Annotated in this window: 22 protein-coding genes; 8 read left to right on the top strand and 14 right to left on the bottom strand. The window is 54.6% G+C overall.

The genetic code is table 11. The features are described 5' to 3' along the window. Positions 1-10 precede the first annotated feature (10 nt). Together TH3_RS12555 and der are read left to right on the top strand one after the other, a co-directional pair. Positions 11-1,351 carry an outer membrane protein assembly factor BamB family protein gene (locus TH3_RS12555; RefSeq protein WP_007090371.1) on the top strand — a complete coding sequence of 447 codons (1,341 nt, stop codon included), beginning with the start codon at positions 11-13 and terminating at the stop codon, positions 1,349-1,351. Between the two features lie 121 nt (positions 1,352-1,472). Then, a complete protein-coding gene (gene der / locus TH3_RS12550; RefSeq protein WP_007090370.1) occupies positions 1,473-2,954 on the top strand; it encodes a ribosome biogenesis GTPase Der in 1,482 nt (493 codons plus the stop codon). 45 nt (positions 2,955-2,999) lie between these two features. Here der and TH3_RS22420 read toward each other — a convergent pair whose 3' ends face one another. Together TH3_RS22420 and TH3_RS12540 are read right to left on the bottom strand one after the other, a co-directional pair. Continuing rightward, positions 3,000-3,584 (bottom strand): TlpA disulfide reductase family protein, encoded by a 585-nt coding sequence (locus TH3_RS22420; protein ID WP_007090369.1) that lies wholly within the window; start codon positions 3,582-3,584, stop codon positions 3,000-3,002. Between the two features lie 129 nt (positions 3,585-3,713). Further along, positions 3,714-4,751 carry an aldo/keto reductase gene (locus tag TH3_RS12540; protein WP_007090368.1) on the bottom strand — a complete coding sequence of 346 codons (1,038 nt, stop codon included), beginning with the start codon at positions 4,749-4,751 and terminating at the stop codon, positions 3,714-3,716. 103 nt (positions 4,752-4,854) lie between these two features. Between TH3_RS12540 and TH3_RS12535 the strand changes: the two genes are divergently transcribed. After that, positions 4,855-5,760 carry a LysR family transcriptional regulator gene (locus TH3_RS12535; RefSeq protein WP_007090367.1) on the top strand — a complete coding sequence of 302 codons (906 nt, stop codon included), beginning with the start codon at positions 4,855-4,857 and terminating at the stop codon, positions 5,758-5,760. A gap of 261 nt (positions 5,761-6,021) precedes the next feature. Beyond that, positions 6,022-6,450 carry a c-type cytochrome gene (locus tag TH3_RS12530; RefSeq protein ID WP_233421766.1) on the top strand — a complete coding sequence of 143 codons (429 nt, stop codon included), beginning with the start codon at positions 6,022-6,024 and terminating at the stop codon, positions 6,448-6,450. Between the two features lie 74 nt (positions 6,451-6,524). On the opposite strand, the gene TH3_RS12525 is transcribed toward TH3_RS12530, so the two are convergent. From TH3_RS12525 to rpsF, 12 genes are all read right to left on the bottom strand, one after another. Next, the gene (locus TH3_RS12525) at positions 6,525-7,238 is read right to left on the bottom strand and encodes an SDR family NAD(P)-dependent oxidoreductase (protein WP_007090365.1); all 714 of its coding nucleotides are present in this window, start codon (positions 7,236-7,238) and stop codon (positions 6,525-6,527) included. Beyond that, positions 7,235-8,695 carry an amidophosphoribosyltransferase gene (purF, locus tag TH3_RS12520; protein ID WP_007090364.1) on the bottom strand — a complete coding sequence of 487 codons (1,461 nt, stop codon included), beginning with the start codon at positions 8,693-8,695 and terminating at the stop codon, positions 7,235-7,237. Before purF ends, TH3_RS12525 begins: the two co-directional genes overlap by 4 nt. Positions 8,696-8,757: 62 nt before the next feature. Beyond that, the gene (locus TH3_RS12515; RefSeq protein WP_007090363.1) at positions 8,758-9,444 is read right to left on the bottom strand and encodes a CvpA family protein; all 687 of its coding nucleotides are present in this window, start codon (positions 9,442-9,444) and stop codon (positions 8,758-8,760) included. 62 nt (positions 9,445-9,506) lie between these two features. Then, positions 9,507-10,919, bottom strand: coding sequence for a DNA repair protein RadA (radA, locus tag TH3_RS12510; RefSeq protein WP_007090362.1), 1,413 nt, complete (start codon positions 10,917-10,919; stop codon positions 9,507-9,509). Between the two features lie 53 nt (positions 10,920-10,972). Then, a complete protein-coding gene (locus TH3_RS12505) occupies positions 10,973-11,749 on the bottom strand; it encodes an ABC transporter ATP-binding protein (protein ID WP_007090361.1) in 777 nt (258 codons plus the stop codon). A 9-nt stretch (positions 11,750-11,758) separates the two neighbouring features. Then, a complete protein-coding gene (locus tag TH3_RS12500) occupies positions 11,759-12,532 on the bottom strand; it encodes an MlaE family ABC transporter permease (protein ID WP_007090360.1) in 774 nt (257 codons plus the stop codon). A gap of 59 nt (positions 12,533-12,591) precedes the next feature. Next, positions 12,592-13,713 carry an alanine racemase gene (gene alr / locus TH3_RS12495; protein ID WP_007090359.1) on the bottom strand — a complete coding sequence of 374 codons (1,122 nt, stop codon included), beginning with the start codon at positions 13,711-13,713 and terminating at the stop codon, positions 12,592-12,594. 43 nt (positions 13,714-13,756) lie between these two features. After that, positions 13,757-15,295, bottom strand: coding sequence for a replicative DNA helicase (locus tag TH3_RS12490; protein ID WP_007090358.1), 1,539 nt, complete (start codon positions 15,293-15,295; stop codon positions 13,757-13,759). 187 nt (positions 15,296-15,482) lie between these two features. Continuing rightward, positions 15,483-16,088 (bottom strand): 50S ribosomal protein L9, encoded by a 606-nt coding sequence (gene rplI, locus TH3_RS12485; protein ID WP_007090357.1) that lies wholly within the window; start codon positions 16,086-16,088, stop codon positions 15,483-15,485. Further along, a complete protein-coding gene (locus TH3_RS12480; RefSeq protein WP_007090356.1) occupies positions 16,088-17,026 on the bottom strand; it encodes a DUF2232 domain-containing protein in 939 nt (312 codons plus the stop codon). Before TH3_RS12480 ends, rplI begins: the two co-directional genes overlap by 1 nt. A 47-nt stretch (positions 17,027-17,073) precedes the next feature. Continuing rightward, complete coding sequence (rpsR, locus tag TH3_RS12475) at positions 17,074-17,307, bottom strand: 30S ribosomal protein S18 (protein WP_007090355.1); 234 nt, start codon at positions 17,305-17,307, stop codon at positions 17,074-17,076. A 22-nt stretch (positions 17,308-17,329) separates the two neighbouring features. Beyond that, positions 17,330-17,707 (bottom strand): 30S ribosomal protein S6, encoded by a 378-nt coding sequence (rpsF, locus tag TH3_RS12470; protein WP_007090354.1) that lies wholly within the window; start codon positions 17,705-17,707, stop codon positions 17,330-17,332. A gap of 532 nt (positions 17,708-18,239) precedes the next feature. Here rpsF and fabD point away from each other — a divergent pair. The 4 genes from fabD (at position 18,240) to fabF (ending at position 21,713) form a co-directional block, all read left to right on the top strand. Continuing rightward, positions 18,240-19,181: an ACP S-malonyltransferase gene (fabD, locus tag TH3_RS12465; RefSeq protein ID WP_007090353.1), complete on the top strand. Its 942-nt coding sequence runs from the start codon at positions 18,240-18,242 to the stop codon at positions 19,179-19,181. A gap of 38 nt (positions 19,182-19,219) precedes the next feature. Continuing rightward, complete coding sequence (fabG, locus tag TH3_RS12460; RefSeq protein WP_007090352.1) at positions 19,220-19,960, top strand: 3-oxoacyl-[acyl-carrier-protein] reductase; 741 nt, start codon at positions 19,220-19,222, stop codon at positions 19,958-19,960. A gap of 169 nt (positions 19,961-20,129) precedes the next feature. Further along, on the top strand, positions 20,130-20,366 hold the full coding sequence (locus TH3_RS12455) for an acyl carrier protein (protein ID WP_007090351.1): 237 nt from the start codon (positions 20,130-20,132) through the stop codon (positions 20,364-20,366). Positions 20,367-20,453: 87 nt separating this feature from the next. Beyond that, the gene (fabF, locus tag TH3_RS12450; RefSeq protein ID WP_007090350.1) at positions 20,454-21,713 is read left to right on the top strand and encodes a beta-ketoacyl-ACP synthase II; all 1,260 of its coding nucleotides are present in this window, start codon (positions 20,454-20,456) and stop codon (positions 21,711-21,713) included. Positions 21,714-21,745: the final 32 nt, after the last annotated feature.

The following is a 21,745-nucleotide window of genomic DNA, read 5'->3' as shown; positions in this document are numbered from 1 at the left end:
ATCAGAGGATATGGTTTTGAGACCACGCAACATTAAATCCCTTTTGTGCGTCATGGGCATGTCGGTTGCCGTTTCGGCATGCTCAAGCTGGCTTGGAGAATCCGAAGATCCGCCGCTTCCCGGTGAACGCCTTGCGGTTCTATCACTTGAAAGCACGGTTCAGCCGGATGCCGAATTGAGCGATCAACGCGTGATCCTGCCGGAACCCGAGCCGATGGAAGACTGGCCGCAGAACGGTGGTCTGCCAAGTCATGCCCTGCATCATGTCGGTCTGGACAACGATGTGCTGCGTCAGGATTGGTCTGTTGGTATCGGCGAAGGATCGATGGATGACAATCTTCTGCTCAATCAAGCGATTGTGGCGCGGGGTGTGGTGTTTACCATTGATGCCGACGCCGTCGTTCGTGCGTTCAGTGCCAAATCGGGCAAGCGTATCTGGTCGCTTGAACTGGCGAAGGACGAGGACGAAGACAGCACGCTTCTGGGCGGTGGTCTAGCCTATGAGAATGGTATTCTTTATGCAACCACCGGCTTTGCTGAAGTAATTGCGATTGATGCTCCCAGTGCAACCGTGATGTGGCGCTCACAGGTAACCGCCCCGATGCGTGGCGCGCCGACGGTTCGTGGCGGGCGCGTGTTCGTTGTGACGGTTGATAACCAGACTGTCGCACTGAACGCAATGAACGGCGAGACACTTTGGAGCCATCGCGGTGCATCTGAAGGTGCTTCCTTTATCGGTGGAGCAAGCCCGGCGGTTGATCAAGGGGTTGTTATTTCGGCTTACACGACCGGTGAAATGTACGCGCTTCGTGTTGAAAACGGTCAGGTGATCTGGTCCGATGCGCTGGCATCGGCGGGTCGCACCGATGCGGTTTCGGCGATTGCCGATATTCGCGGTCTTCCGGTTATTGACAATAATCTGGTGATCGCCACCAGTAATGCCGGTTTGACGGTTGCGATTGACCTTCGCACCGGGTACCGCGTCTGGGAACTGGAAGCTGGAGGCATCCAGTCGCCGTGGGTTGCGGGCGATTATGTTTTCATCCTTACCAACACAAATGACCTGATAGCCTTGCGTCGAGACACCGGACAGGTTAAATGGGTGACTGCTTTGCCGCGTTTTGTCGATCCCGAAGATCAGGAAGGTCCGATGGTGTGGACCGGTCCGGTTCTGGTTGGTGACAGGTTGATCGTTGGAAACGAGCAGGGCGAAATCATGACTGTTTCCCCGTATAGTGGCGAGATCATTGGCAAGGATGAAGTTTCCGGCCCGATCACCTTGCCGCCGTCTGTTGCGGGTGACAGTCTTTACTTCCTGACTGCGGATGCCGATCTAATCGCGTATCGCTAACAGGTAGAACACAGTTTTTGCGAAAGATCCGATCTTTTGCCTGATATGCGCGTGCGCCGGAACGGGGTAAACTGCCCCTCGGCGCACATCGCCGTATTATAACAATGAGTCTGAAAGTCAGATGTCGCTGAAAGTAGCCATTATCGGTCGCCCCAATGTCGGGAAGTCGACCTTGTTTAACCGTCTGGTCGGCAAGAAGCTGGCGCTGGTTGATGACCAGCCGGGCGTCACACGTGATCGCCGTTATGGCAGGGCGCGTCTTGGCCATATGGGTTTCGATATTATCGATACCGCCGGTCTGGAAGAGGCATTTGACGATTCAATCGAAGGCAAAATGCGCCAGCAAAGCGAAATGGCCTTTGAAGAATGTGATATTGCGTTTTTCCTGATCGATGCACGTGCGGGCCTGACCCCGCTTGACAATCACTTTGCCGATTGGCTGCGCAAACGCAAGAAGCCGGTTTATGTGATTGCCAACAAGCACGAGGGCAGGGATCAGGATGCAGGCCTGTACGAGGCTTATGGCCTTGGTCTTGGCGATGTTGCGCCGATTTCAGCCGAGCATGGCCTTGGCATGGAATTGCTGATCGATATCATGCGTCCCCATTGGGAAGAATATCGCGACAAGCAGCGCAAGGCGCGCAAGGAAGGCGATATTGCTGCCATCGATGACGATTTCGAAGATGACGAGATGGACGAGGACGATGGTTCTTTCCCGTCCTTTGAAATCGAATATGACGAAGACGATGAAGGCGAGGAAGAAGTTGTTCGCAAGGACAATTCGAAAATCCAGCTTGCGATTGTCGGCCGTCCGAATGTGGGTAAATCAACCCTTCTGAACCAGCTTTTGGGTGAAAACCGGGTAATGACCGGTCCGCAGGCTGGTTTGACCCGTGACTCGATTGCCGTTGACTGGTCCTATGAAGGCCGTCCGATCCGTCTGGTCGATACCGCCGGAATGCGCCGCAAGAAGAAGATTGATGATCGGGTTGAAAAGCTGTCTGTGACCGATACCTTGCGCGTGATCCGCTATGCGCAGGTGGTTGTCATTATGCTCGATGCGACCAATACGCTTGATAAGCAGGACCTGACGATTGCGCGTATGGTCCTGGAAGAAGGTCGTGCGCTTATCATTGCGGTGAACAAGTGGGACGCGGTCAAAGACAAATCCGGTGTGATGTCGGCGTTGCGCGACAAGCTTGATACGTCCTTTGCGCAGGCCAAGGGTATTCCGATCCTGACATTCTCGGCCCTTACCGGTCGCGGGACAGATACTTTGATGCCGACAGTCCTTGATATCTATGATATCTGGAGCCGCCGTATTCCGACCTCGCAGCTGAACCGCTGGCTTGAAGCCATTACCGAACGCCATCTGCCGCCGGTTATTTCCGGCCGTCGTATCCGTCTGCGGTATATGACCCAGGCGAAATCGCGTCCACCAAGCTTCTTTATCAACTGCTCCAAGGCCGCCGAGCTGCCCGAAAGCTATACGCGCTACCTGATTAATGGTCTGCGCGAGGATTTCGACATGCCGGGTGTTCCGATCCGCATTTATCTGCGCAGCAGTGACAACCCCTATGGCAACAAGAAGAAAAAACGATAGGGCCTGAGTGCAGAAGCATCAACGGGGACAGAAATGCCTCCGTTTTTATTTGGCAGACTCTAAAAGACGGTCAATGAAATCGGCAGCATTGTCTGACTGCCAGTCGACCAACCCGGTTACATAGCCAAGAATACGGCCAGTACGATCAAGGGCGTATGTGATCGGCAGACCATAAAGGGCAAACTCGGCATTCTTTGGATTGTCACGGTTGCTATAAGCGGTTTCGCCGTTCGGATCGACGAAAAGAACAAGATTTTCAAGGCCCAAACGGCGGTAAAAGGGAATGGCAGCCAACAACCCGTCTTCGTCTATCGAGACCGGAATGATGACAAGGTCATCATTGGAATGGTCATAGGCCAACTGATCAAGCGACGGCATTTCAGCCATACAGGGCAGGCACCAGCTGGCCCAGAAATTTACCAGAACCACCTTGCCGCGATAGGCGCCGATATCGGTCGGGTGATTTCGCCGGTCATAAAAGCGGGTGTTGCGCGCAATCCGTTTTGGATCAAGTTCGACAAACTGGCTGCTTTCGCCAATCAGCGACAGGGGTGACGTTTCAGCCCCCCCGATGGCAGGTGCCGTGATAGTAAATATTACAGAAACGATGAGGCAGCGCAAAAATCGCATCGGGTATCCGTGGCATGATCAAACCGGATGTTCCGACTAACCGTTGATGTTGGCAAAGACAAGACAGAGCCGATCAATCCGTTGTGATCAATACCGGGTGATCGGCCCTGTTGCAGGTATTTGTAATCCTTATGCAAATAATGGCGGGTTTAGTCGGGCGAAGTCTTCCTGGATGTAATAAGGGTAATGCGGGTAGGGTGGTTGCCTTTTGCTGACGGCATCAAGGCGGGCGATTTGTTCGCTGGAAAGGGACCAGCCAACCGCACCCAGATTGTCGCGCAATTGCTGTTCATTGCGTGCCCCGATAATCACAGATGCCACCGTAGGGCGGTGCAGCAGCCAGTTGATGGCAATCTGTGGGACGGTTTTGCCGGTTTCGGCACTTAGTTCCTCAAGCACATCGACAATGTCATAGAGATGGTCTTCATCAACCGGCGGGCCGAATTGTGCGGTTTCATGCAGGCGGCTGCCATCAGGGATCGGCGTGCCGCGGCGGATTTTACCGGTCAACCGGCCCCAGCCCAAGGGGCTCCAGACCAGTGCGCCAAGTCCCTGATCCTGCGCCAGCGGCATCAGGTCCCATTCGTAATCGCGCCCGACCAGTGAATAGTAAACCTGATGGGCGACATAGCGGCTGTAACCAAGGTGATCAGATACGGCGAGTGATTTCATGATCTGCCACCCGGCAAAATTTGAAACGCCGATATAACGCAGCTTCCCGGCGCGTAAGAGGTCATCCAGCGTTGACAGGACTTCCTCGACCGGGGTAAAGGCGTCAAAGGCGTGAAGTTGCAGCAGATCAATGTAATCGGTCCCCAATCGTTTCAGGGCGGCATCGGTTGCCATGATCAGGCGGTGGCGCGAGGTGCCAAAGTCATTCGGGCCATCGCCAACCGGCAAGGCCAGTTTGGTCGACAGTATGATTTTGTCGCGGCGTCCTTTGATGGCTTCACCCAGAACCTGTTCGGACGCACCGTCGGAATAGACGTCGGCACTGTCGAACATGTTCAAGCCTGCTTCCAGGCTGATATCGATCATGCGGCTGGCTTCGCGGGCGTCAATTGTACCCCATGCACCGAACAGGGGGCCCTGGCCGCCAAAGGTACCTGCACCAAAGCTGAGTGCCGGGACACGCAAACCGGAATTCCCCAATTGTCTGTATTCCATTGTTTTCTCCGTCACTGGAAATGGTTCATGGGGGGAATATGGACAAAGGATTTATTTTCAACTAGTAGTATCTTAAGAAGAAGATTTGTGAGTTGAATTCACTGTGGCGCGACTTGAAACCAACCGATCCGGCGAGATGGAAGTCTTCGTGCGTGTTGTTGAACGCGGCGGGTTTTCTGCTGCGGCACGTGATTTCAACATGACACCATCCGCCGTCAGCAAGCTTGTCGGTCGTTTGGAAGACCGGCTGGGTACGCGATTGTTTAACCGGTCGACCCGCAAGCTGCATCTGACATCCGAAGGGCAGCGGTTTTATGAACGCGCACTTGATATCATTGCGGATATTAATGAGGCAGAACAGGAAGTCGCAACCGCAATGGCACCGCGCGGGCGGTTGCGCGTAACGGCCAACGTGCCTGTCGGGTTGCATCGTCTTTTACCGTTGGTGCCGCTGTTTCGGGAACGGTATCCCGATATCACGCTGGACGTGACAGTCAGCGACAAGGTGATGGACCTGTATGAGGAACGTGCCGATGTGGCGATCCGAAGTGGTCCGTTACAGTCATCCGGACTGATTGCGCGCAAGCTTGGGCAATGCCGGATGGCAATTGCCGCCTCCCCGTCATATCTTGAAAAACACGGACGACCAACGACCGTGGATGCGCTGCAAAGCCATACATTGATCGGATACAATTTTCAGCGTGTTCTTCCTGACTGGCCGTTTCGGGTAAACGGGCAGGACGTTTCGGTAACCCCGGGTGGTGTGTTTGACGTTGCGGATGCCGAAAGTGCGCGTCAGTTGGCCCTTGCAGGGGGCGGTATCGTGCGGCTCGCAAGGTTCCACATCAATGCGGAAGTCGCGGATGGCAGGCTTGAGGTTTTACTGGATGAATTTTATCCCGGCGGCGGTGTCGATATTAACGCCGTTTATATTGGCGGGCGAGGGCATTTACCCGCCCGTGTTCGAGCATTTTTGGATTTCTGCGCCGAAAACATCCGTCTGAATTGAAAAAACACGCGTTGATTATTGCGGTGAACAAGTGGGGCGCGTTGCAGGACAAGGCCGATGAGATGTCGGTGCTCCTTTTCGCACATGGGGTCGTGCAAAACGGTTTGCAGTTTCGTTGATACGCTTGTCTCGTGGCATAGGCTTCTTTACAGTCGCAACGCTGCACCGTTTGGAGCCAAGCAAGCAACCTAAGGACTTTATATGCACCAGCATTTTTCTTTTACTCGCCCTTTGGGGCTATCCTTTGCCGTTGGAATCGCATTGGCGGTAGGATTTTCGGGTTTCGGTGTGGTTTGGGCGCAGAATGACACCAACGCCGGCGCTGCTAATATTGTTTATCCGGAAATGGATGCCCTGCGAGGTAAAAAGCTGTTTGCCGAGCGTGGTTGTGTTGTTTGCCACGCCGTGAATAATGTCGGCGGAGATATCGGACCGGGGTTTGATGCCAGCAATATCGATCAGTCATTAAACCCGTTCGATTTTTTTGCGCGGATGTGGCATGGCGCGGATGAGATGCTGCATTTGCAGCGCGCTGATCTTGGCTATCAGATTGATTTCAACGGTCAGGATCTGGCCGATATCTATGCTTTCGCGCATGACAGAGAGGCACAGGAAAGCTTCACCGAGGATGATCTGAGCGACCGTATTCGTGAGATCATCGATAATGGTCCGTCGGTCACATTTGAATAGTAAGTCCCCGGATTACGCAAATACCAAAAAGGCCGGACATATGCCCGGCCTTTGTCATTTCAGGTCACTTTGGCTTAGTATGCGTTGACGGCCTCGGCATGTTTTGTGCAATCGGTTGCGGCCAGATCGACAAACACATCGGTGATGCTTTCAGCTGTCGGAAGGGTTTCCGGGTCTTCACCCGGATAGGCCTCTGCGCGCATCTTTGTGCGGATGCGGCCCGGATTGACCAGATTAACACGCAGGGGCGTTTCTTCGACTTCCTGGGCATAGGACAGCACCAGACTTTCCAGCGCGGCCTTGGTCGACGCATAAAGGCCCCAGAAAGCACGTCCCTTGAACGAGGCATTCGAGGTCACAAAGATCGCTCTACCGGCATCGGAAAGACGCAGAAGTTTATCGACACTGCGGATCAGGCGAAAATTCGCCGTGACATTCGTCGCATAAGTGTTTTCAAAAACCTGTGTATCGATATGGCCGACCGGGGCAAGTTCCCCCAGAAGACCGGCATTGCCAACGACGATATCAAGCTTGCCAAAGCGTTCATAGATCGATGCTCCCATGGCATCGATCTTTTCATACATGGTCAAATCCATGGGCAGCAAAACAAGTTTGCCGCCATCAGCCCGGATTTCATCATCAAGTTCTTCGAGCGCACCGACATTACGACCCAGCGCAATAACAGTGGCACCTTCGGCAGCAAAACGTTTTGCGACCGCGCGACCGATCCCGTGCGAGGCCCCTGTGATCAGGGCAACGCGGCCTTCAAGGCGCTTAGCATCACTCATGCGGACTGCCTTTCGACAAGCTGGCTAAGTTTGCGGTCCTTGTTTTCGGCCTGATGATCGACCAGACGGATCGGATAATCACCGGTGAAGCAGGCATCGCAGAAGGCCGGACTGTCATTGTCGCGTCCCGTGAGACCGGCTGCGCGATAAAGGCCGTCAATGGTGACAAAGGCAAGGCTGTCGACACCAATGATCTTTGCCATGCTTTCGATGTCGTGATTGGCCGCCATCAGTTTTTCCTTCGACGGTGTATCAACTCCATAGAAGCACGGATTGGTGGTCGGCGGGCTTGCGATGCGCATATGCACTTCGGCAGCACCAGCCTGACGGACCAGATCGACAATCTTGGTCGAGGTGGTACCGCGAACAATGGAATCGTCGACCAGAATAACGCGTTTGCCCTTAAGCTTGCCGGGGTTGGCGTTGTGTTTCAGCTTCACGCCAAGGTGGCGGATCTGATCGGTCGGCTCGATGAAGGTACGACCGACATAGTGGTTGCGGATGATGCCCAGTTCGAACGGGACGCCACTTGCCTCGGCATAGCCAAGCGCGGACGGGACACCTGAATCGGGGATCGGTACGACCACATCGGCATCAACACCGGATTCCAGTGCCAGTTCGCGACCGATATTTTTGCGCACGTCATAAACGCTTGTGCCTTCGACGATGCTGTCGGGGCGGGCGAAATAGACATGTTCGAAAATGCAGAAACGCGATTTGACCGGTTTGAACGGCTTGATCGATTTGAGGCCGTCATCCGTGATTTCAACGATTTCGCCCGGTTCGACGTCGCGAATGAATTCCGCGCCAACGATATCAAGGCCAACCGTTTCCGATGACAGAATATAGCTGTCATTCAGCTTGCCCAGAACCAGCGGACGTACACCCAAGGGATCACGTACACCGATCAGCTTTTTCTGGGTCATGACCACAAGGCTGTATGCGCCTTCGACCTGACGAATGGCATCAATCAGGCGATCCACGATTTTTTCATACAGGCTGGTTGCGATCAGATGAATGAATGTTTCGGTATCCGAGGTCGACTGGAAGATCGAACCACGTTTTACAAGACGCTCCCGCACGGCAAGTGCGTTGGTCAGGTTTCCGTTATGGGCAATCGCCAGACCGCCGAATTCGAAATCTGCAAAGAGTGGCTGCACGTTGCGAAGGCCTTTGCCCCCGGCCGTGGAATAGCGCACATGGCCGATGGCACGGTGGCCTTGCAGGCTTTTTATTACGTCTTCAGAACCGAAGATATCGCCGACCTGACCGGATGCCCGGTGCGCAGGGAAATCTTCGCCGTCATAGGAAACGATGCCGGCGGCTTCCTGTCCGCGATGCTGAAGCGCATGCAGGCCAAGGGCCGTCAGGGCCGCCGCATCGGGCGATCCGAAAACACCGAAAACACCGCATTCTTCACGCAGCTTGTCGTCGTCAAATGGATTGGTGGTCAGCATGAGTGGGTTCCGCTCTCTCGCCGGTGGCGCAGGATACCGCACCCATGCGAAACCCTATCGCCTCACTCGTTGGTGGTCGCCTCAATCAGACGATCCAAATCATCGCGCGAGGGCCTTGTATACCCGTTTAGGGGCTTGGGTCCAGCACCTTTTGGCTCAGGACCCAGAAGTTGACGGTATGTCTGGTCGTTGATTTCCGCATCACGTTGCGCACGGGCAATTTCTTCGGCGGTTGTGTCAAAGATTTCATTGGGCATTGCGCGCATCAGCAGAAACGCACCTTCTTCCAGAACCGGGCGGGTACGGGCGTCTCGAACCCAGTCTGGCTGCGAGGTAGCCGGCAAAAGCCATGACAGGGCCAGAAAACCGATACAGGCGATAAGCCCGCCACGCAGAAGCCCGAAGACAAAGCCAAGCGTGCTATCGAGGCTATCAAGACCGGAATTCTGAACGGCACGACCAATACGCCCGCTGATGAAGGAAAAGATCAGGAAGCTTATCAGAAACAAGCCAACCCCGGTGGCCAGATCGGCAATCAGTTCGGAAGGAATCAGATCTCGCACATAGGGGCGCGCGACCGGATAACCATACAATGCGCAAAGACCAGCCCCGACCCAGCCCATCATCGACAGGGTTTCATGGATAAAGCCGCGGAAAAATGCAAACAGACCGGAGATCAGGACAATGCCTACTATCACCAGATCGAATACGTCCCGTGCACCAAGATCGGGCAGGCTGGAAAAGTCCATAATTTCGTAAATCCTGTTGGTCAGTCAGTTCGCAGTACGCGCACAAAAAAGCCGGGCAACGATCAATACATGCCTTCGCGCGGACGCACCTTGTCACGAACATCGTCGCCGAAGAGATTTACCAAATCCTGAAGATGGCCGATTTCACGCTGGTTAAGGCCCTTGATCGTGATCTTCTTCTTGCCGTTGCCACCGGTTCGCGGGCTATAGGCATTTACAAAGCCGAGTTTGGCGGCTTCTTTAAGGCGTGATTCGATTTGACCGACAGGGCGGACTTCGCCCGAAAGGCCGACTTCGCCGACAATAACGGTTTCGGCAGGAACCGGCGCATCTGCGACGGCAGATATAAGGGCTGCCGCCACGGCAAGGTCGGCGGCGGGTTCGCCCACGCGCATGCCACCGGCAACGTTCAGGTAAACGTCAAACTGGCTAAGCGGCAAGCCACAGCGTGCATCCAGAACCGCAAGGATCATGTTCATACGCGCCGAATCCCAGCCGACAACCGCCCGACGTGGCGTGGCGAGTGCAGATTGCGCGACCAGCGCCTGAATTTCCACCAGCATCGGGCGGGTGCCTTCAAGCCCGGCAAACACGGCGGTGCCCGATACCGGGGCTTCACGGTCGGCAAGGAAAAGGGCGGACGGGTTCGGGACTTCGACAAGGCCCGCATCGCCCATTTCAAACACGCCAATTTCATCGGTCGCACCAAAACGGTTTTTAACCGCGCGCAGAATGCGGAACTGATGGCCGCGTTCGCCTTCGAAATATAGAACCGTGTCGACCATATGTTCCAGAACACGGGGACCGGCAATCTGGCCTTCCTTGGTGACGTGACCGACAAGGATCACGGCAAAACCCTTGCGCTTGGCAAGGCGGATCAGTTCAAGTGCACAGGCGCGGACCTGCGATACGGTACCCGGGGCACTGTCGAGCGTATCGGCATACATCGTTTGAATGGAATCGATGACCACGACTTCATGTGAACTTTGATCCAGTGTCGCGATGATATCGCGCAGACTGGTTGCGGCGGCAAAATCGACCTTTGATTTTTCAAGTCCAAGACGGGCGGCACGCATGCGCACCTGATCAACCGCTTCTTCGCCCGAGATATAGGCACATTTATGTCTGGCCGACAGGACGCCAACGGCCTGCAACAGGATCGTTGATTTACCGATCCCAGGATCGCCGCCAACCAAAAGGGCAGAGCCAGGAACAAGGCCGCCACCAACCGCACGATCAAGTTCGGCAATGCCGGTTATGATGCGGGGCGGGCTTGCACTTTCACCTTCAAGGGCGACGAAATCAAGCTGTTTGCCCTTCGACCCGGTCGCGATGCCACCGGTTGCCTTGGGGCTGGCTTCAATGCGTTCTTCCTCGATCGAATTCCATTCGCCGCAGGCATCGCAACGTCCGGTCCATTTCCGGTATTCTGCACCGCAATTCTGGCAGATGAAACGACTTTGGGTTTTGGCCACAGGTGGCTCCGCGCATGAGGATGGAACGAAACAGGCGAAGGGGCTGGTCGTGATCAGAGATGCTTCAGATCAAGATCCAGCGGACCTTCGATATCACCCGAAACGAACTGTTGCAAATAGGGGTTATCGGCATTGTCGATTTCAGAAACCGGACCATCCCAGATGATCTTGCCCTGATACAGCATGGCAACGCGATCAGCGATTTTGCGCGCGCTTGCCATGTCATGGGTGATGGTCATCGCACAGGCACCAAGCTCGCGGGTGCATTTGACGATCAGATCATTGATCACGTCACCCATGATCGGGTCGATGCCAGTGGTCGGTTCATCAAAAAACAGGATTTCCGGTTCGGTGGCAATGGCGCGTGCCAAACCGACACGTTTTTGCATGCCGCCCGAAAGAGATGCCGGGGACATATTGGCGACTTCGGGGCCAAGGCCGACATCGGAAAGTCTTGCTATGGCAATGTCACGGGCCTGTTTGCGTTTCATGCCGCGGCCTTCGATCAGACCGAAGGCGACATTTTCCCAAACCGGCAGGGAGTCAAACAACGCGGCCCCCTGAAACAGCATGCCGGTATGATCAAGCATGTCTTCACGGGCGGACCGCGATGCCCCGACCATTTCAACACCGTTGACCTTGATGGATCCTTGTTCAGGTGTCAGCAAACCCAGAACGCATTTCAGTGTAACGGACTTACCGGTGCCCGAGCCGCCGATGATGGCAACGGATTCTCCCGGGCCGACATCAAGATTGACCCCCTGTAGCACCTTTTTGGGGCCAAAGGACTTGTGTACATCACGAAGCGAGATTTTGGCTGTGTCGCTCATATCCCGACCTTAGCGTGTGAAGAAAAGTTCGGTGACGATGTAGTTCGATATCAGAATCAGGATAGAGCTTGAAACCACAGCATTGGTTGTGGCTTGCCCGACGCCTTGTGCGCCACCACGCGAATGATATCCGTGATAGCAACCCATAAGCGTGATCAGGAAGCCGAAGACCGCCGCCTTGACCAGACCCGAAACAACATCAAGCTGTTCAAGATACTGGAAGGTGTTGCGGATATAGGAACCGTCATTGAAGCCGAGCTTGTTCACCCCGACAAGATACCCGCCCAGCACCCCGATGATATCCCCGATCAGGACCAGCACGGGCAGGGTCAGCAGCCCGGCAATGACACGTGGGACCACCAGATATTTGAACGGGTTGGTCGACAGGGTCACCAATGCGTCGATCTGTTCGGTGACGCGCATGGTACCGATTTCAGCCGCAATCGCCGCCCCGACACGACCGGCCACCATCAGGCCGGCCAAAACCGGGCCCAGTTCGCGGGTCATCGAAATGACGACAACCGTGGCAACCGCACTTTCGGCAGAAAAGCGTGAAAAGCCTGAATAGGATTGCAGGGCCAGAACCATCCCGGCAAACAGGGTCGTCATGGCGACGACCGGCAACGAGAAATAGCCAATCTCGCGCATCTGTTTGAAAATCAGTCGGAAATAGAATGGCGGCGTTACCATATGGCCAATGGTGCGCCCGGCAAATACCGTTACGCGACCAACGAGAGCCAAAAAGGCAAGGAACATACGGCCAACCGGCGCAAAGATCGGCATTGGAATTATTATTTCCCCTGTTGCAGGCCAGTCATTGACTGTTGGCCGATTTCTTCAAGTCAGCTTTCTGTATAGACCCGCCGATAGCGATGTCCAAGAGAAGTCAGTATTTCATAACCGATTGTACCCGCAGCACTTGCGATGTCGTCAACTGTCATTTTGTCATCAATCAACGGAATCATATCGCCCGGCTGCAACGGCTTGCCCGGAAGATCGGTGACATCAATACTGATTGCATCCATCGAAACCCGTCCGACATACGGGACTTCATGCCCTTTGATGCGCAGTTTTCCTGAATTCGAAAGCGAACGCAGCCATCCATCGGCATAACCAACGGCAACTGTCGCAATGCGGCTGGCTCGTTCCGCGCGCCAGGTGCCGCCATAACCAACCGCCTCGCCAGCGACGATCTGACGCACCTGAAGTACCTTTGCGGTCAGTTTTACCACCGGACGCATCGGGTTGGTGGTTTCGGGGGTCGGGTTTCCACCCCAAAGCGCAAAGCCCGGACGGCAGAATTCGAGGTGATAATCGTTGTTACGGAAAATCGCCGAGGAATTGCAGAAACCGCGCGGAGCAGGCGGCAGGCGGCGATACCATTTCATGAACAGTTCGTACTGTTCGGCCGTGACCGGATTTTCAAGCTCGTCGGCGGCGACCGGGTGGGTCATATATCCCGCTTTTTCGAAGCCGTATAAAAGAGACGAATAACGATCCACCAGTTCGCCGATCTCGCGCGGGGCAAGACCCAAACGGTTCATCCCGGTATCAAGATGAATGAAGGCCGGTGCGGGGCGTTCATGTTCACGGCAAAGATTTGACCAGCGTTCGATCTGACCAAGGTCATTAAGCACCGGAATGACGTCATTTTCGATAAAGAATTCTTCGTCACCGGGCAGAACGCCATTGAGAACAGCAATGCGACCGCCGCCACGCAGAAGCGGGAACAGGTCGGCTGCTTCGTTTGCCTGTGCGACAAAGAAAAGACGACAACCCTGCTTTTTGAGAACAGGCACAATGGTTTGTGCGCCAAGGCCATAAGCATCTGCTTTGACAACCGCGCCACAAGTCCGCCCTTTGTAGCGTTTCTTGATGATCTGGTAGTTGTCAGCAATCGCCTTCAGATTGATCTGAAGTTCGGCACACTCAGCAGCACGGCCGGCGGCGGGAAGAACGCTCATTCGCAATACCCCGTGGAGTCCGTTTCGGTTTCAGGCTCAAGGCCTATTCATATTCTTCTTCGATATGGTCAAGGTCGCCAAACTTGGTGTAGTTCCCGTCAAAGAACAGGCGTACGTTGCCCACCGGACCGTGACGCTGTTTGGCGATAATGACTTCTGCGGTGTTATAGACGTGGTTCAGGCGATCCTGCCACTGGGAGTAACGTTCGCCGAACTTGTCGGTAGCTTCTTCCGGACGTTGTGCCGGTTCTGCACGTTCGAGATAATATTGTTCACGGTAAATGAACATCACAACGTCGGCGTCCTGCTCGATCGAGCCCGATTCACGCAAATCCGACAGCTGCGGACGTTTGTCTTCGCGCTGTTCGACGGCACGTGAAAGCTGCGACAGGGCTAGAACCGGAACTTCGAGTTCCTTGGCGATTGCCTTTAGCATACGGGTGATTTCGGAAACTTCCTGTACGCGGCCATCGCCGCGGAAGTTGGTTGGCGGAGCCAGAAGTTGCAGGTAATCGACGACGATCATCGCAAGGCCGTGCTGACGTTTCAGGCGGCGGCAACGTGTGCGCAGGGTCGAAACCGGAAGAGCCGGCGTATCATCGATATAAAGCGGAACGGTATTGAGTTCCTGAGTGGCAACCACAAGACGCTGGAAATCGTCTTCGTTCAAATCGCCGCGGCGCATGTTGTCGCCCGAAACCTCGGCCGCCTGGGACAGAAGTCGCCCAGCCAGCTGTTCTGCCGCCATCTCGAGCGAGAAAACCGCGACAGCGCCGGTCTTGAGTTCGTCGCCTGCCTCGGCACCGGTTTTTCGGTTCTGATGCGATGCAATGGCGGCGTTAAATGCCACGTTCATTGCAAGCGCGGTTTTACCCATTGATGGACGTCCGGCAAGGATCAGCAAGTCAGAAGCGTGCAGACCGCCAAGCTTACGGTCGATATCGCGCAGGCCAGTGGTTACACCAACAACCTTTCCGGCATTTTTATAGGCGTGTTCAATGTTTTCGTATGCCTTTGTCAGGGCAGGGCCGAATGCAACGAAACCGGATTCAGCAGCACCCGCCGTCGCCAGAGAGAAAAGTTTCTGTTCGGCTTTCTCGATCTGGTTGGCGGCGTCAGTTTCGATTTCGTAGCGATAGGCCTCGTTGACGGTGTCTTCGCCGATTTCAATCAGTTCGCGGCGCAGATACAGGTCGTATACCAGTTTGCCGTAATCGCCGGCATTGATAACCGAGACAAGGTTGTTTGACAGTTCGGCCAGATATTGCGCGCCACCGATTTCAGCCAGATGTTCGTCCTGCCGAAAGAACGCCGACAGGGTCACCGGGTTGGCTAGCTGACCGCGTTCGATCAATTTGCCGCAGGCTTCAAAAATACGGCCATGGCGGGCGTCCGCGAAATGTTCGGGACGTAGTATATCTGAAACGCGTTCGTAAGCGGCGTTATTGTTCAGGATGGCGCCAAGCAGTGCTGCCTCTGCCTCGAAGTTATGAGGCGGAGTCCGTTCGAGCACCATTTCAGTGTTGCCACCGTGGTTTTCTTCGAGGGGTGCGAACAGGGCATCTAGCTGGGGATCAGTCATGGCGTAAAAAGGTATCAGTCATCTTGTTGGGCTGAAAGGGCTAATCGGTATAACTCATAGCCGGTATTCCGCAAGCGCAGAGGTCGCCTTCGGTGTAAAAAGCTGAAATATATTACAAAACCATAAGAAAACGGCGCATCCTTGCGGATACGCCGTTTCCAAACTGGCTTAGAATGAAAGGCAACGATTAAACGTTGGCTTCTTCTTCGCCTTCAGCTTCGTCAGCAAAGTCTTCCGGAACGTCTTCTTCGAAGAGTTCTTCAGCAGCTTCCAGAGCTTCTTCGGCTTCCATTTCGTCGATGGTGCCCAGAACGGCGCCGCCCTTACGAAGCTGCTCGACGGCATCTTCTTCGGAACGTGCGACGTTGGCGGTCACTTCAACGGAAACTTCCGGGTGCAGGTTGATTTTGACCTGATGCAGACCAAGGGTCTTGATCGGCTGATCAAGAACGACCTGGGTGCGTGCAACGGTAAAGCCTGCTTCGGTAACCGCGTTCGAGATATCACGTGCGGTAACCGAACCGTAAAGGTGACCAACATCGGATGCCTGACGAACGAGGGTGACAGCAACGTCACCCATGTTCTCGGCAACCGCTTCGGCTTCTTTGCGGCGGTCAAGGTTGTCAGCTTCGAGCTGTGCTTTTTTAGCTTCGAAAACTGCCAGATTTGCTTTGTTTGCGCGAAGGGCCATGCCCTTCGGAAGCAAACGGTTGCGGGCATGGCCCGGCTTGACGGTGACTACATCACCCATCTGACCGAGTTTTTCTACCCGCTGGAGCAGAATAACTTCCATCACCGATCCTCCTCATTGCTACGGGTCATCGGTTGTTTCCCCCGCAGCCTGATTAAATGCTCAACAATTCCAAGTCCCGTGATCGCGATAAACGACCATGTGGACAGAACCGCGACGATATAGAATACCGTCAGTATCATACGTTTTTGCGGCCAACGGGCTGCCTGCCCGTGCACCAGTGCCAATCCCTGAATCAGGAACGGCACTGCCAGCACCACCGCGACGTTTCGCGCCACATAGGCCAAAGATCCATCGGCAAAGCCGACCAGAAATCCAGCCAGGGCGAACGCAAACAGTGACCATCCAGGCAAGGCCATCGAGGCCAGATCGGGCGACGGACGCAAATTGCGACCGGACCGCACCAGAATTGCCTGTGCGATCGCAGCATTGGCAAACAGCATAAGAAGCCAGCTTACCGCCACAATCGCCGGGAAATACGTTTGGAACATGTCGATGATATTCTGAAGTTCGGGCGTCATAGGGACCCCCATTTCTGAATACATCTGACCCAGGAACTGCGAAATGAATTCCTGGATGTCCAAACCTTCCGCCGTTACGCTGCCGGTGATGACAATCATCACCATTGCAATCATGACGGCCATGGCGCTTACCACTATTCCGGTCGGAACAAAGCCCGGTTTCCCGGTTTCGTCCTTGCGGGTGACCAGCGCCAAGCGGGTCAACAACATCGCCGGTCCGGCAAACACGACCATAAAGACCGTGAAAGGCAGCAGTCCCCCCAGTAGAACAAGGGCACTACATGCGGCAATTGCCGCAACCAGCAGGCGTTTTGGACCTTGCCACAATCCGATAAGAAAAAGTGGCAGGTGCCCGAAATATGAAAGCAACAGAGCCAGCGGATTACCTGACAATACAAGCAGGAACAGGACAGAACTGCCCAAACCTGCACCGACTGCCATTAAAATGTTACGCGACATCAGTTACTCCAGGCCCGAGACCGCAAGAGGGTCTCTTGCCGACTGCCTCAGACCTGATCTGAATACGGCAGCAGCGCCAGGAAACGGGCACGTTTAATGGCTTTCGCCAGTTCGCGCTGTTTCTTGGCCGAAACCGCAGTGATACGGCTCGGAACGATTTTGCCGCGTTCGGAAACGAAACGCTGCAGCAGTTTGACATCTTTGTAGTCAATCTTCGGCGCATCCGCACCCGAGAACGGGCAGGTTTTGCGGCGACGGAAAAACAGACGACGTCCAGCCATAATAAATTCTCCTCGCTATCTGTTAGCCGTGCTGACGGGGACCGCCACGGCGATTACCGCCACGGCCGCCGCGCTCGTCGCGGTTACGCAGAATGGCTGACTGTTCTTCTTCGAACTCTTCAACCTTGACAGTCATCTGACGCAGAACGTCCTCGTTCAGGCGCATCTGACGCTCGTATTCCGCGATCGTGGCGTTGTCGGCTTCGATCTGGAAGAGAGTATAGTGACCTTTGCGGTTCTTCTTGACACGGTATGTCAGGGAACGCAGGCCCCAATATTCGGTTTTGGCAATTTTGCCACCAAGACCTTCAACGGTCTGGGCCAGTTTTTCATTCAGGGCTTCGACCTGTGCGGTCGAGAAGTCCTGACGTGCGATAAACACGCTCTCGTACTTATTCATAATACTCCTATTACTCCTTTTGGCTTGTCTCTTCCTCGCATGACCTCGTGCCATGCAGGCATAGCCGGGCAACCCCGGCAAGGAGCCGTGAGACGGCGGAATATACACTTTTCCACAGGGCATGCAACCGTAAATGCCCCATCAAACTTCTGCTGAAAACCGCGCGAAACCTGCCATCATGAACGGTATGGGTATTGATCGTTCTTTAATAGTGGTAAACCGCAGAAAACCGGCCTTTTGTGTCATTCAGTGCAGAATTGAATAGCATTTTGTATATATCAGGTTGGATGCTTGATGCTTTGCGGGCAAGAACGTGCCGGAAGCAAACAGGCCACGTTGCACTGCGCAACAAGGTTTTGTTTTCGGCGTTTGGCAAGTCTGTTACCTTTCGGGCAACAAAGCGACGGAAAGTCGCATGACAATGTCGTCTGTTCTTGACACAGGGCTTGCGGGCAGTATCAAGGGTAGCTCGAAAAAAGGGATCTGACCGAACCGGGTCCTTACGAAAGCAGACAAGGGTAAATTACACATAATGACACGCGCATTCGTTTTCCCCGGTCAGGGGTCGCAAGCGGTAGGTATGGGCAAGGAACTGGCAGATGCATTTCCGGTTGCCCGCGAAGTTTTTCAGGAAGTTGATGACGCTCTTTCGCAGAAACTCAGCACCCTGATGTTCGAAGGTCCTGAAAACGAATTGACGCTGACGGAGAATGCGCAGCCTGCTCTGATGTCTGTCAGTCTTGCGGTTACCCGTGTTCTTGAAGCCGAAGGCGGTTTCAAGCTTGCAGATAAATGTGATCTGGTTGCGGGCCATTCTCTGGGTGAATATTCGGCCCTTGCAGCTGCGGGCACCTTTGGAATTGCAGATGCGGCTCGCCTTCTGAAAATTCGCGGGCAGGCGATGCAGGCCGCTGTGCCGGTTGGTGTCGGCGCGATGGCAGCTCTTCTGGGGCTTAACTATGTCGACGCCGTTGCTGTTGCCGAAGAAGCTGCGCAAGGTGATGTCTGTACCGCTGCAAATGACAATGCCGACGGACAGGTTGTTGTTTCGGGCCATAAGGCGGCCGTTGAGCGCGCGATCGAGATAGCCAAGGAAAAGGGTGCAAAACGCGCTGTTTTGCTGCCGGTATCGGCACCGTTCCATTGCCCGTTGATGCAACCGGCTGCAGACCGTATGGCCGAAGCACTGGCGTCTGTGGCGATGAATGCCCCCGGTAAACCGGTTGTCGCAAACGTGATTGCGGAAAAAACTGCTGATCCGGAAACCATTCGTAAACTCCTTGTGGAGCAGGTTTGCGGAACCGTGCGCTGGCGTGAGTCTGTTCTTTATATGAAAGAGCAGGGTGTCACCGATCTGGTGGAGCTGGGCGCGGGTAAAGTTTTGAGTGGTATGGTTCGCCGTATCGACCGTGATCTTACCGGTTTGGCCGTTAACGGCCCGGCCGATATCGAAAGCTTCCTCGGCACGCTTTAAGCGTTGCTCGAAACAGACGAACCCAAAGGGATAGATTGATGTTTGATCTTGCAGGCAAGACCGCACTTGTAACCGGCGCGACTGGTGGTATCGGCGGTGAAATTGCCAAAATTCTGGCTGCGGCCGGTGCAAAGGTTGCTCTTTCGGGCACGCGCGTAGAACGCCTTCAGGCTGTTGCTGCGGAAATTGGTGAAAATGCTGTTGTCGTTCCGGGTAACCTTTCTGATCAGGAATCGGTTGCCGGTCTGATCAAGGATGCCGAAGAAGCCCTTGGCGGTCAGCTTGACATTCTGGTCAATAATGCTGGTATTACCCGTGATCAGCTTGCGATGCGCATGAAAGACGAAGACTGGCAGGCGGTTCTCGATGTGAACTTGACGGCTGCTTTCAAGCTTGCGCGGAACTCGTTGCGCGGGATGATGAAACGCCGTCATGGCCGTATTATCAATATTACCTCGATCGTTGGTGTGACAGGGAATCCGGGCCAGACCAACTATTCGGCAGCGAAGGCCGGAATGATCGGATGGTCAAAATCCTTGGCACAGGAAGTTGCATCGCGCGGAATTACTGTTAACTGTGTTGCACCGGGGTTCATTACCACGGCGATGACTGACGAGCTTGATGACGGACAGAAAGAAAAGCTTCTGACCAATGTTCCTGCCGGGCGCATGGGGGAAAGCAAAGAGATCGCAGCAGCGGTTCTGTATCTGGCAAGCGACGAAGCCGCTTATGTCACGGGGCAGACCTTGCATGTGAATGGCGGAATGGCGATGATTTAACCCGTTGCGGGTTGCTTGCTTTTCTGTTTAAAAGAGGCCGCTATAGAAAATCACGAAACCGGCAATTGCGGTTGTCGGATTCCGGTCCTCGCAAATTCCTTCAATAGGGGGAAGGCGCGAAGAACCAATCAAAACCAACTGACAGAAAACCTATTGAAGGATTTGAGCTATGAGTGATGTCGCAGATCGCGTGAAGAAGATCGTTGTCGAGCACCTCGGTGTCGAGGAAGACAAGGTCACCGAAAACGCAAGCTTCATCGACGATCTGGGCGCCGACAGCCTGGACACTGTCGAGCTGGTCATGGCGTTTGAAGAAGAATTTGGTTGCGAAATTCCTGATGACGCAGCAGAAAAAATTCTGACCGTTAAAGACGCGATCGACTTCATCGAAAAGGCGAACGGCTAATCTTGCCGTGAGACATGGGCGCCAGAGGGCATCCTCAGGCGCCCTTTTCGTCTTTGCTGTATTCATAAAATAAAGGCGTAGTGCGGGATGAGACGCGTAGTTGTTACCGGTATTGGTGCTGTTACTCCGCTTGCCAGCGGCGCACAGAACACCTGGCAGAAATTGCTGGACGGCCAATCCGGAATCAAAAGCATCGACACTTTCGATGTGTCCGATATCCCGGCCAAGATCGCTGGCCTTGTGCCGCGCGGTGTGGGTGACGGACTTTTCAACGCGGAAGATCATGTCTCGATCAAAGACATGAAAAAAATGGACGATTTCATCGTCTATGGTGTTGCCGCTGCCGACCAGGCACTGGCCGATTCCGGCTGGAAGCCTGAAACTGATGAAGACCAGGAAAATACTGGTGTTTTGATCGGTTCGGGTATTGGTGGTTTGCCGAAGATCTCCGAAGCCACGGAGCTGGTGAATAACGGCAAAACCCGCCGTGTCAGCCCATTCTTCATTCCGTCCTGCCTGATCAATCTGGTTTCCGGCCAGGTTTCGATCAAACATGGCCTTAAAGGCCCGAACCATGCTGTCGTTACGGCATGTTCAACCGGTGCGCACGCCATTGGCGACGCATCGCGCATGATCATGCTGGGCGATGCCGATGTTATGGTTGCCGGGGGGGCTGAAGCCGCTGTTTGCCGGTTGGGTATGGCGGGCTTTGCTGCGGCGCGTGCCTTGTCCACCGGTTACAACGATACCCCGACCGAAGCATCGCGTCCTTGGGATCAGGGCCGTGACGGTTTTGTCATGGGGGAAGGTGCCGGTTGTGTGGTACTTGAAGAATACGAGCACGCCAAAGCCCGTGGCGCTAGAATCTATGCCGAAGTTGCCGGTTATGGCATGTCGGGCGACGCTTATCACATCACGGCACCTGCCGAAGACGGCAATGGTGGTTTCCGTTCGATGCGCAATGCCCTTCGCAATGCGGGCGTTAACCCGGAAGACGTCGATTATGTAAACGCACATGGTACGTCGACTCCGTTGGGTGATGAAATCGAACTCGGTGCGGTAAAACGTCTGTTCGGGGATTCGGTATCGACACTTTCGATGTCCTCGACCAAATCGGCAACGGGCCATCTTCTTGGCGCAGCAGGTGCGATCGAGGCTGTGTTCTCGATCCTTGCAATCCATGAAGGTATTGTTCCGCCGACCCTGAACCTGCGCAATCCTTCCGAAGCTTGCCTCGGAATTGATCTGGTTCCGCTTGAAGCGAAGAAACGCAAGGTCAATGTCGCCCTGTCGAACTCGTTCGGCTTTGGCGGTACCAATGCTTCGCTGGTCTTCAAAGGCGTTTAAGACAGCAGATTCAACCTGACAGAGGGAAACCC

Origin of the sequence: Thalassospira xiamenensis M-5 = DSM 17429 (assembly GCF_000300235.2) — a bacterium.
Taxonomy (GTDB): Bacteria; Pseudomonadota; Alphaproteobacteria; order Rhodospirillales; family Thalassospiraceae; genus Thalassospira; species Thalassospira xiamenensis.
The sequence above is the reverse complement of the archived record's forward strand: the minus strand, read 5'-3'. Positions and strand labels throughout refer to the sequence as shown.

Coding starts and splice junctions, on each gene's coding strand:
- TH3_RS12555 (WP_007090371.1), top strand. CDS start 11: ATGGTTTTGAGACCACGCAACATTAAATCCCTTTTGTGCGTCATGGGC.
- der (WP_007090370.1), top strand. CDS start 1,473: ATGTCGCTGAAAGTAGCCATTATCGGTCGCCCCAATGTCGGGAAGTCG.
- TH3_RS22420 (WP_007090369.1), bottom strand. CDS start 3,584: ATGCGATTTTTGCGCTGCCTCATCGTTTCTGTAATATTTACTATCACG.
- TH3_RS12540 (WP_007090368.1), bottom strand. CDS start 4,751: ATGGAATACAGACAATTGGGGAATTCCGGTTTGCGTGTCCCGGCACTC.
- TH3_RS12525 (WP_007090365.1), bottom strand. CDS start 7,238: ATGAGTGATGCTAAGCGCCTTGAAGGCCGCGTTGCCCTGATCACAGGG.
- purF (WP_007090364.1), bottom strand. CDS start 8,695: ATGCTGACCACCAATCCATTTGACGACGACAAGCTGCGTGAAGAATGC.
- TH3_RS12515 (WP_007090363.1), bottom strand. CDS start 9,444: ATGGACTTTTCCAGCCTGCCCGATCTTGGTGCACGGGACGTATTCGAT.
- TH3_RS12505 (WP_007090361.1), bottom strand. CDS start 11,749: ATGAGCGACACAGCCAAAATCTCGCTTCGTGATGTACACAAGTCCTTT.
- TH3_RS12500 (WP_007090360.1), bottom strand. CDS start 12,532: ATGCCGATCTTTGCGCCGGTTGGCCGTATGTTCCTTGCCTTTTTGGCT.
- alr (WP_007090359.1), bottom strand. CDS start 13,713: ATGAGCGTTCTTCCCGCCGCCGGCCGTGCTGCTGAGTGTGCCGAACTT.
- TH3_RS12490 (WP_007090358.1), bottom strand. CDS start 15,295: ATGACTGATCCCCAGCTAGATGCCCTGTTCGCACCCCTCGAAGAAAAC.
- rplI (WP_007090357.1), bottom strand. CDS start 16,088: ATGGAAGTTATTCTGCTCCAGCGGGTAGAAAAACTCGGTCAGATGGGT.
- TH3_RS12480 (WP_007090356.1), bottom strand. CDS start 17,026: ATGTCGCGTAACATTTTAATGGCAGTCGGTGCAGGTTTGGGCAGTTCT.
- rpsR (WP_007090355.1), bottom strand. CDS start 17,307: ATGGCTGGACGTCGTCTGTTTTTCCGTCGCCGCAAAACCTGCCCGTTC.
- rpsF (WP_007090354.1), bottom strand. CDS start 17,707: ATGAATAAGTACGAGAGCGTGTTTATCGCACGTCAGGACTTCTCGACC.
- fabD (WP_007090353.1), top strand. CDS start 18,240: ATGACACGCGCATTCGTTTTCCCCGGTCAGGGGTCGCAAGCGGTAGGT.
- fabG (WP_007090352.1), top strand. CDS start 19,220: ATGTTTGATCTTGCAGGCAAGACCGCACTTGTAACCGGCGCGACTGGT.
- TH3_RS12455 (WP_007090351.1), top strand. CDS start 20,130: ATGAGTGATGTCGCAGATCGCGTGAAGAAGATCGTTGTCGAGCACCTC.
- fabF (WP_007090350.1), top strand. CDS start 20,454: ATGAGACGCGTAGTTGTTACCGGTATTGGTGCTGTTACTCCGCTTGCC.